This window comes from Blautia sp. AF26-2 (assembly GCF_003460955.1).
GTDB lineage: Bacteria > Bacillota > Clostridia > Lachnospirales > Lachnospiraceae > Fusicatenibacter > Fusicatenibacter saccharivorans.
In genome coordinates, this window is the sequence record NZ_QTWD01000002.1 from 493810 (window position 1) to 502220 (window position 8411).

7 protein-coding genes and 2 pseudogenes are annotated in these 8411 nt (G+C 41.6%); 3 read left to right on the forward strand and 6 right to left on the reverse strand.

Going from position 1 to position 8411, the window contains the following annotated elements:
• Positions 1 to 67: 67 nt before the first annotated feature.
• Positions 68 to 979, reverse strand: a complete 912-nt coding sequence (locus tag DWY63_RS05145; protein ID WP_117801515.1) for a 4Fe-4S binding protein — start codon at positions 977 to 979, stop codon at positions 68 to 70.
• Positions 972 to 1115, reverse strand: a complete 144-nt coding sequence (locus tag DWY63_RS18850) for a CD1871A family CXXC motif-containing protein (RefSeq protein WP_055218540.1) — start codon at positions 1113 to 1115, stop codon at positions 972 to 974. Before DWY63_RS18850 ends, DWY63_RS05145 begins: the two co-directional genes overlap by 8 nt.
• A gap of 133 nt (positions 1116 to 1248) precedes the next feature.
• On the opposite strand from DWY63_RS18850, the gene DWY63_RS05155 reads away from it, so the two are divergent.
• A complete protein-coding gene (locus tag DWY63_RS05155) occupies positions 1249 to 1896 on the forward strand; it encodes a response regulator transcription factor (RefSeq protein WP_022461282.1) in 648 nt (215 codons plus the stop codon).
• Positions 1893 to 3065: a sensor histidine kinase gene (locus DWY63_RS05160; protein ID WP_117801516.1), complete on the forward strand. Its 1173-nt coding sequence runs from the start codon at positions 1893 to 1895 to the stop codon at positions 3063 to 3065. The genes DWY63_RS05155 and DWY63_RS05160 overlap by 4 nt, the downstream gene beginning before the upstream one ends.
• Positions 3066 to 3205: 140 nt before the next feature.
• Here the strand turns inward: DWY63_RS05160 and DWY63_RS05165 are convergent.
• The 3 genes and pseudogenes from DWY63_RS05165 to DWY63_RS05175 form a co-directional block, all read right to left on the reverse strand.
• Positions 3206 to 3388: pseudogene (locus DWY63_RS05165) on the reverse strand (AAA family ATPase); the annotation flags it as partial.
• Positions 3389 to 3890: 502 nt separating this feature from the next.
• A complete protein-coding gene (locus DWY63_RS05170) occupies positions 3891 to 4169 on the reverse strand; it encodes a DUF4160 domain-containing protein (protein WP_055227426.1) in 279 nt (92 codons plus the stop codon).
• Entirely contained in the window at positions 4162 to 4416 is a 255-nt protein-coding gene (locus DWY63_RS05175; protein WP_330415425.1) for a hypothetical protein, read from the reverse strand. Before DWY63_RS05175 ends, DWY63_RS05170 begins: the two co-directional genes overlap by 8 nt.
• 233 nt (positions 4417 to 4649) lie before the next feature.
• On the opposite strand from DWY63_RS05175, the pseudogene DWY63_RS05180 reads away from it, so the two are divergent.
• Positions 4650 to 5189: pseudogene (locus tag DWY63_RS05180) on the forward strand (helix-turn-helix domain-containing protein); the annotation flags it as partial.
• A gap of 258 nt (positions 5190 to 5447) precedes the next feature.
• Here the strand turns inward: DWY63_RS05180 and DWY63_RS18115 are convergent.
• On the reverse strand, positions 5448 to 7373 hold the full coding sequence (locus tag DWY63_RS18115; protein ID WP_199607182.1) for a hypothetical protein: 1926 nt from the start codon (positions 7371 to 7373) through the stop codon (positions 5448 to 5450).
• Positions 7374 to 8411 lie beyond the last annotated feature (1038 nt).

The following is an 8411-nucleotide window of genomic DNA, read 5'->3' on the forward strand; positions in this document are numbered from 1 at the left end:
GGCTCCTTTTAAAAATAGTATTGTTTTAATCCACCGTCGATAAATTCACAGAGTCTGGCTTGTCATTTCATCCTTCGATGCTTCGCGATTTCTCTCCGGTGTCCTTTTTCTGACACGTTTTTCCCATAAACTGATAGTGGATCGCATCCTTCGGACAGGCCTTGATGCAGGCTCCGCATCGGATGCATTCCGGATGATTTGGGGTCCGGCACACGTCGATATCCATTTTACATGCCCTGGAACACTGATTGCATCCGACACATTTGCTGTTTTCAATCGTGATATGTAAAAAGCTTACCTTATTAAATAAGGAATAGATTGCCCCAAGAGGACAGATCCATTTGCAGAAGGGTCTGTAAAACAAGATGCTGAGCACGACAACCGTAATCAGAATACCGAATTTAAACGAAAACAGCTTGCCCAGTGCAGACCGGATTGCGGCATTTCCGATGGAAAGCGGGATCGCCCCCTCCAGAACGCCCTGCGGACAAATATATTTGCAGAAGAACGGATCTCCCATCCCGATCGAATTCGTTGCAAACATCGGCAGAAGAATCACAAAAACAACAAGGATGATATATTTCAGATACCGCAGCGGCTTCAGTCTGGCCGTAGAGAATTTCTTTCCGGGGATTTTGTGAAGCAAATCCTGAAACCATCCAAACGGACACAAAAAACCACAGATGAATCTTCCCAGTGTCACGCCGAGTAAAATCAGGAACCCGGTTATGTAGTAGGAAAACTTAAATTTGGATGATCCGACAACCGCCTGAAAGGCTCCGATGGGGCACGCTCCCGTCGCAGCAGGACAGGAATAACAGTTTAGTCCCGGTACGCATACCGTTTTCGCTTTGCCCTGATATATTTTGCCCTGAAAAAAATTGGGGATATGAGGATTGGTAAGCAGTGTGGCCGCTGCCTGGATCCACCCGCGTATTCCGGCTATTTTCTTTGATCGTAACTTCTTTTTCTTATCCAATTCCGACACACTCCAGACATAATTTAATTGCTTTCCCAAGCACAGCAGCCGCTTCCCCTCTGACGGCGCCATAGCCCATCATCGCTATGCCTGTGATAACTAGAACAATTTGAGATATTTTTCTGCATTTCAAAATGTGGTTGCTCCTTTGATTTTATTGATTGACCAGCTGACTCTGATATTATACAATAGCTGTTGTAAAATCATTGTTAAGAAATGGGCAGGTGAAAAAAATTTTGAGATTATTAATCGTGGAAGATGAGAAACAAATGTGTGACACAGTTGCCAGAAGTCTGTACGCCGCCGGGTACGAGGTAGATACCTGCTATGATGGGGCGGAGGCTCTGGAATGCATCCTGGCAGAAAATTATGATCTGATTGTCCTGGATCTCAATCTGCCCGGCATGGACGGAATGGATCTTCTAAAAGAGCTCCGGAAGGAAAACGAAGAAACGAAGGTGCTGATCTTATCTGCAAGAGGACAGATTGCAGACAAAGTAGAAGGACTCGATGCTGGGGCAAATGATTATATGGAAAAGCCGTTCCATCTGCAGGAGCTGGAAGCGCGGATCCGCAGTCTGACAAGAAGAAAATTTGTGCAGAAGGATGTCTGTCTGGAAAGTGGCGGGATCAAATTCGATACCATCAAACGAGAGGCCTATGCCAACGGAACCCTGGTTTCCCTGACAAGAAAAGAAAACGGAATTTTGGAATATCTGCTTCTCCACCTTGGCAGACCGGTAAGCCAGGAAGAATTGATCGAGCATGTCTGGGATGCCTCCGTGGACAGCTTCAGCGGATCCATCCGCGTACATATGTCTTCGCTTCGGCGAAAGCTCAGGGCGGTACTTGGATACGATCCGATTTTGAATAAAGTAGGCGAAGGATATCAAATACGAGAGGAGTCCGACCGATGAAAAAAATATCACTGCAGTGGAGACTTACCTGTATCATTACCCTGTATATTGCGGTCATCTGTGGATGTCTGACCCTGCTTGTCTATAAAAACGGAATTTATTATATCGATTCCCTGCAGGAGACCGTAGATGCCCGGGGCGATGATGCCGAAGATCAGGACGGGGACGGTGCCACAGACGGTTCCGATCAAATCTATATCAGCATTCCGGAGGACAAGTGGGATGAATTTGCCAGAGATTTCTCTGTTCAGGTGTACAACAATAAAGCAGACTACAAAAGAAACAGCCTGATCCTTTCCGCTTTATTGGCCCTTCTTGGCGGTGTCGCTACCTATTTTATCAGTGGCCATGCACTCAGACCCATTCGTGAGTTCTCCGAAAAAATCGAGGAGGTGCAGGCACAGAATCTGGCCGATTCGCGCATTGAAGAAAACAAAGTAAAAGAGCTGAACCAGCTTCGTATTTCGTATAACAAGATGCTGGAACGTCTCGCAGATGCTTTTGAAATCCAGAGACAGTTTACGGCAAATGCAGCACACGAGCTTCGCACTCCACTGTCTGTCATGCAGGTACAGCTCGATTTATACCATTCCACCCCGCATCCGGGCAATGACGCCGACACCTTACAAACACTGAAAATGGTGACGGAGCAAAACGGCCGGCTCAGCAAAATGGTCAAGACACTGCTCGATATGAGTGAGCTTCAAACAGTAAGCAGGGATGAAACCATTGCCGTTGACGCCCTTGTCGATGAAGTACTGGTGGATCTGGAACCGCTTGCCCAGGAAAAGGAGATAAAACTGATCGGGAACTGTAACGATACCACTATGGTCGGAAGTGACATTTTGATTTACCGGATGGTATACAATCTTGTTGAGAATGCAATCAAATACAACCATTTCGGCGGACAGGTTACCGTAACCGCATACCGGAAGGGAAAAAACATCTGCCTGTCCGTAGAAGATACCGGAAACGGAATCCCGGCTGAATTAAAAGAACGCATATTTGAACCATTCTTCCGCGTAGATAAATCCAGAAGCCGCCAGCTTGGCGGAGTAGGCCTTGGGCTGGCCCTGGTTCATGAAATCGTGCGCGTACATGACGGCAGAATAACCGTTCAGTCCAGCCCGTCCGGTGGAACGATCTTTGAGGTAGTTTTTACACAGTGACATCATCCCAAAAGCCAGTCGATGACATCATCTGTTCTGCAATGTCTGAAGTGCCGATTCCAGCGTATCTTCGTCCATTGCGTATTTTCCGTCCTGCATTCGGACAAGCGCGCCATATCTTTGTTTTTCATTATCCGTTAGTTTCGGAGCATACTCATATTTAAGGTCTTACCAAAACGGCGGGGCCTTGTAAAAAGATTTACCTTTCCCCAGCTATCAAGAAGCTGTTCAATCAGTCTTGTCTTATCAATATAGTAAAAACCTTGTTGGCGAATTTCCTTAAAATCTTCGACACCAACCGGAAGTTTTAACGTCGCTGCCATTCTTCCACGCCCTTTCCGAAGCTACATTAACAGGCAAAGGATATTATATCCCAGTGCATTTTGATTTTACCATTTGGGAACTCAAATGGCAAGTTGATCCTATCTTCTGCTTTGCCTCGTTTACGGCACATCAATCAGTCCGAAGCGGTAGAACATTCCGTATATGTAGGTCACGCCCCGGATGTCGCCCAGAGCCTTTGGTCCACGCAACTCTAGGGGTCTGACCCTATGAAAATCTGAGTAGACGGGAACTATCGTACTGCTGGAAAACCCTGGTAAAAAGCGAGTAAAACGGCAGCCGTCTCCTTTTCGAGACCCCTGCCGTTTTACTCGCTTTTTCTATTCATTTTCATAGGGCATACCCCCATGTGTCTCGTTTGCTAAGGTCATGGGAATATTAGGAAAATCTTTTAATCTTATCTTTGTATCAGAATTATAGTGATCTTCTTTTGGATTGACCGCCTTGGGACCGGTCCCCGATGTACTATAAGTTACAATATGCTTAACAATAGAATCCTATCTCATCCGTCACAAATGCCTCTTTCCATTTTGCACAAATAAAGAAAAACTGTGCTGATATAAATTCCATCAATTCATTCAGCTCTTTCTTGGAAATTTTACTTCCATTACTTGCCAAAATGCATCCACCTGACTTTGTAAGCCATATTTTAGTCGCATTTGGAGTAGGCTTACCTTTTGATATATGAACATGAATTGGTTCTCCATTTTCATTAGACCAAAAATATACCGTATATCCACATACCATAAACAATTTAGGCAATTTGAATCCCCCCATTCTCCGCATACCGGTATAGCAAATGAGCATTACTATGCAGGAGTTCTTCAAACATTGCTATTTCTTCATCCGAATATCCTTGGCGTTCTGTCCATTTGTAATCAGGCAATTCACACCTTGCCGAATCAAATCCATCTTCTGTTGGTCGTTCAAAGTTTACAATAACTTTTTTCATTCCATCTTTTTCAACAATTTGTGAATGAACAATCTCCGTTTCATCTGCCAGTGTCATATATGGATACATCATACAACGTCACCCCGTTTCTTATTTTTAAACTCATTATAGCATCATACCCTGTCGTTGTCATGTGATTAAAAGCTAAATTCTTTCACTGAAAATTTCAAAAGTAAATTCCATCGTCCGCTTATGCGGTGGAATTTACTCCTACATGAGTGGAGTTTAATCTTTCATATATTCGTGCTATGCTCATGAAGACCTTCTGACAGCAGTAGAAGGAGATCTCTATGAGTAAATATATTCATGGTAACCAGAAACATCTTTCCCTTGAAGACCGTAAATACATTGAGCGTTCCCTGAATAACGGCAGCACTTTTAAAGATATCGCCCGCTTCTTATGCAAAGATCCTACAACTATTTCGAAGGAAGTGAAACTCCATCGTGTAAGTGATTGGTATCATAAAGGATCCTTCCTTAACGCTCACAACTTCTGCATTCATAGATATCACTGCAGAAAAACAAATGTATGCAGGAAAATCATACTCTGCAACATTAAGTGTACTTCCTGTCCAACCTGTAACCAAACCTGTCCTGATTTCGTTAAAGAACAGTGTAACCGTCTTGATAAGGCTCCTTACGTCTGTAATGGATGTCCGAAAGCCATCCATCATTGTTCCATTGCTCACAAGTACCGTTACGATGCTGTCTTTGCAGACCGCAAATACAAGGAATGTCTGTCTTCGTCCAGGGCTGGTATAAACATGACAAAGCATGAACTACATCAAAAGGACATGGTCATTTCGCCTCTTATTTATCAGGGACAATCTGGAGATTCCACCTATGCAGATGCCTGCTTAAGCCGAATGACATCCAAGGCATATCGTCTTGAATTTCCTGGCAGAGATCGTAGAGTAAACAACGGTAACTAATAAACCTGCTGAGCTTTGCTCAGTTTGAAGCGGAATGGTGCTCCGTTCCTCTGGAACGGATGCGCAGTTCTTGCGGAATATGCACTATTTTAAAAAAATTACAGAATTTCTTTTTTATTCTTTTTATTTGTAATCTTATGTTCATTTCTTCTATTTTCATAAGCTCTCATTCTTTTCTAATTCCCTGCATTTTCCAGAAAGCTCTTCCTCCAACGCTCTCACATCTCTGCAAATCTTTCCTTGGATCTCCTCTGTAAATTTTTCCGGCAATGGATCTCTCACCTTCAGCTCTTCTCTCACTTCGTCCCACCATAGAAACTCTCTATACTTGCAGATCACCTGCTCCACGCATTTTCCTATCCTCGTCTCTTTCCCACATTCCTCTGCTTTTTTCTCATTCTGTAAACTTGCATAATACAAAATCGTGACATTAAGCTCTTCTATCACCTTATTCATTTTCCTGCAGTCTACCTGGGTTCCATGCGAATTTTCTTTTTCTGCCTTACGTTTTCGTTCTTCCTCTTTTCTTTGCGTAGCTATTACTTCATCATATACAAACAACTCACCATCTTGGCTGATATATCCCACTTCGCTCAATACCAGTTTCAACAATTCCGGCGCTGCATGCAGTGTAGATGAAAGCTGCGATAGCTCCCACCGTTCTGCTCTCCTGATATATTCTTCCAATTGCTCAATAGTCGGTTTCTTCTCGATTCTTTTTCCAAATGACTTCTTCAGCCATCCAATACTCTGATAAATAAAAACTACCCGTGATGCCCAGTCGATTGCATCAGCCAGGGAGTTTATTCCCAGCGTGTCCAATATCTGGGAACTGTGATATAAAAATGTTTTCCATCCCTGCAAAACCGCCTGCGCGATCTGTATTCCATCCCCGCCCATATTGTTGGCTTGTACAAGAATTCCTTTTTCCTCTGCCTCTGGAAATGTGCGAAGGAAATCCCGAATCGTCACCCTGTCATATGGGACATTCCATTCGACACCCTCCTCAAATTGGATATACGGAAACATTTTATAGCGTGTATAGCTATCCATATCATCTTTATAATACGTATAAAAAGAAACATGCCGAATCTCATGTCCATGCTTTTTGCAATAAGACACCAGATTTTCCGACAGCTCCTCCTCATGAATCAGGATCATTTCCGGAATACGATATTCCAGGCAATAGTCAATCTGCAAACTGCAGATCTGTCCATTTCCTTTTATGTATTCCTGAAGTTTTTCTTCTGCATACGTTATATTTTCCCGAATTTTCTCTTCATAACCGTCCTCTACCGCTACTCCATGAAGCTGCCCCAATTCATCCTGATAAACTGGCGCAAAAGCAATCTCATCCACTTGCCGTACATATTCTGGATGATCCTGCAATAATTTTCGCTTTTCTTCTCCTATCTGCATCAATGTATACTCAGCATACGAATAAAATGCCCGATACAATCTATGAATCAAAAGAAAATACTTATAAAAAAGCGGGACACAGCAAAGTCTTGTATCTGCTACTCCATACTCTAACAAATCCTTTTTGGCCTTTTGTAACATCCTTTTTAGATTTGTATTCATCTTCAGATGTGTGGTCTCCAGAATTTCTGACAGATCTAAATAAATTTTTTCTTCATCATAATGAATCGGTATATGGCCATGCTGCATATAGTTTCGCAGAAAGTCTACAATTTTATACTCCGAATATTGATCATATGCTTTCGAAATGAAGTTTTTCTTAAAACTTTTATCCTTAGAAATATAGAATTCATCAAATTTCTCCATAGATTCTATCAATGTCCGCCCTGCGCTGACGGCATTGCAAAGCAACGCATTGATCTGAATCACATCTACAGTTTCTCCTCTCTTAGCGAATATACGATCGTCAAATTGTAAAGAGAATTTCTCAAACATGTTTTCCAAGTTAAAAACCATCATACTATATAACTCATCCAATTCACAAATATGCTGTGACATGCTGAGATACCGCCGCAATATCTGTTCATGCTCCCATGGCAGTTTCTCAAGCTGTGTTCCTGGAACATTCAAAAAATCCATTGGAATATACGCTCTTGTATTCATTGACATCCCTCCAAACCTATACAATTCTTTCTTGGAAATGCAAACTTTTTGTATACGCAAATAACGCTCACAAACTTCTCAAATTTATTACTGTATATATACCCCGTACTTACAATATAATTTGATTTTAACACCTATGTTCCAGCATAACAATCAATTCATGACTTTTTGTTTTTTTCTTTTTATAATATTTTTTACTCGTGTTTCTTCCTATTATAATATCTTTTCTTTTAGCATTTACTTTCTACTCTTCTGTTTCTTCTCATACAGCTTCCTTGGTCCGTATTTATGCTATTAAAGACTTATATTCCAAGAATATTCAAATGAGCAGGAGGAACATCTTTATAGGCGTTCTATAACAGCACATTTATAGGGTCTAAATGCTAGTATTCTCAACTCACGCCTTCACGGAAGGCGACTTTTTCGCACGCCGCCTGCGGAAGCTGAAACACTTCTCAACTCACGCCTTCACGGAAGGCGACGTCCCGGAGCGATCGTAATTGTATGCATTTTGATTTTCTCAACTCACGCCTTCACGGAAGGCGACTTCTTTTTCATAGAATTACCTCCAGAATATCTTCCTTCTCAACTCACGCCTTCACGGAAGGCGACTGCAAATTCAAATAATTTTTGCTGCTAAACACTTCTTATTTTTATTAATTTTTTCCAAATTTCTCATTCTAGCTTTTCTTTTTCACCTAGCTTCTCTTCGCTTTTCTCTTCATCCTGTCATTTTCCGGTGCGAATCTCCCTGTATTTTTCTGTTTATTTACCTTTCGCACTCGAAACATGTACACTCTGTCATAATATTTAATTTGCTTCATTATATCTCTCCACTAATTTTCTATCAACTGAAAATATGTTTTAATTTAATCTCTTTGCTTTTTAAAATTAACTTACTAAAGTTTTTTGTTATTTTTTACTGGCATCGTAAGATGCCAGTAATTAAATTTATAAAATTCTAATAATATCCGAACTTTATCTGATAATTGTAAGTAGGTAATCATCCGTATATTGACATTTTATAAAAGCCATCTG

Bases quoted from the DNA above. Each gene is read 5' to 3' on its own strand.
- DWY63_RS05155 (WP_022461282.1), top strand. From the start codon at position 1,249: ATGTGTGACACAGTTGCCAGAAGTCTGTACGCCGCCGGGTACGAGGTA.
- DWY63_RS05175 (WP_330415425.1), bottom strand. From the start codon at position 4,416: ATGACACTGGCAGATGAAACGGAGATTGTTCATTCACAAATTGTTGAA.
- DWY63_RS18115 (WP_199607182.1), bottom strand. From the start codon at position 7,373: ATGAATACAAGAGCGTATATTCCAATGGATTTTTTGAATGTTCCAGGA.
- DWY63_RS05160 (WP_117801516.1), top strand. From the start codon at position 1,893: ATGAAAAAAATATCACTGCAGTGGAGACTTACCTGTATCATTACCCTG.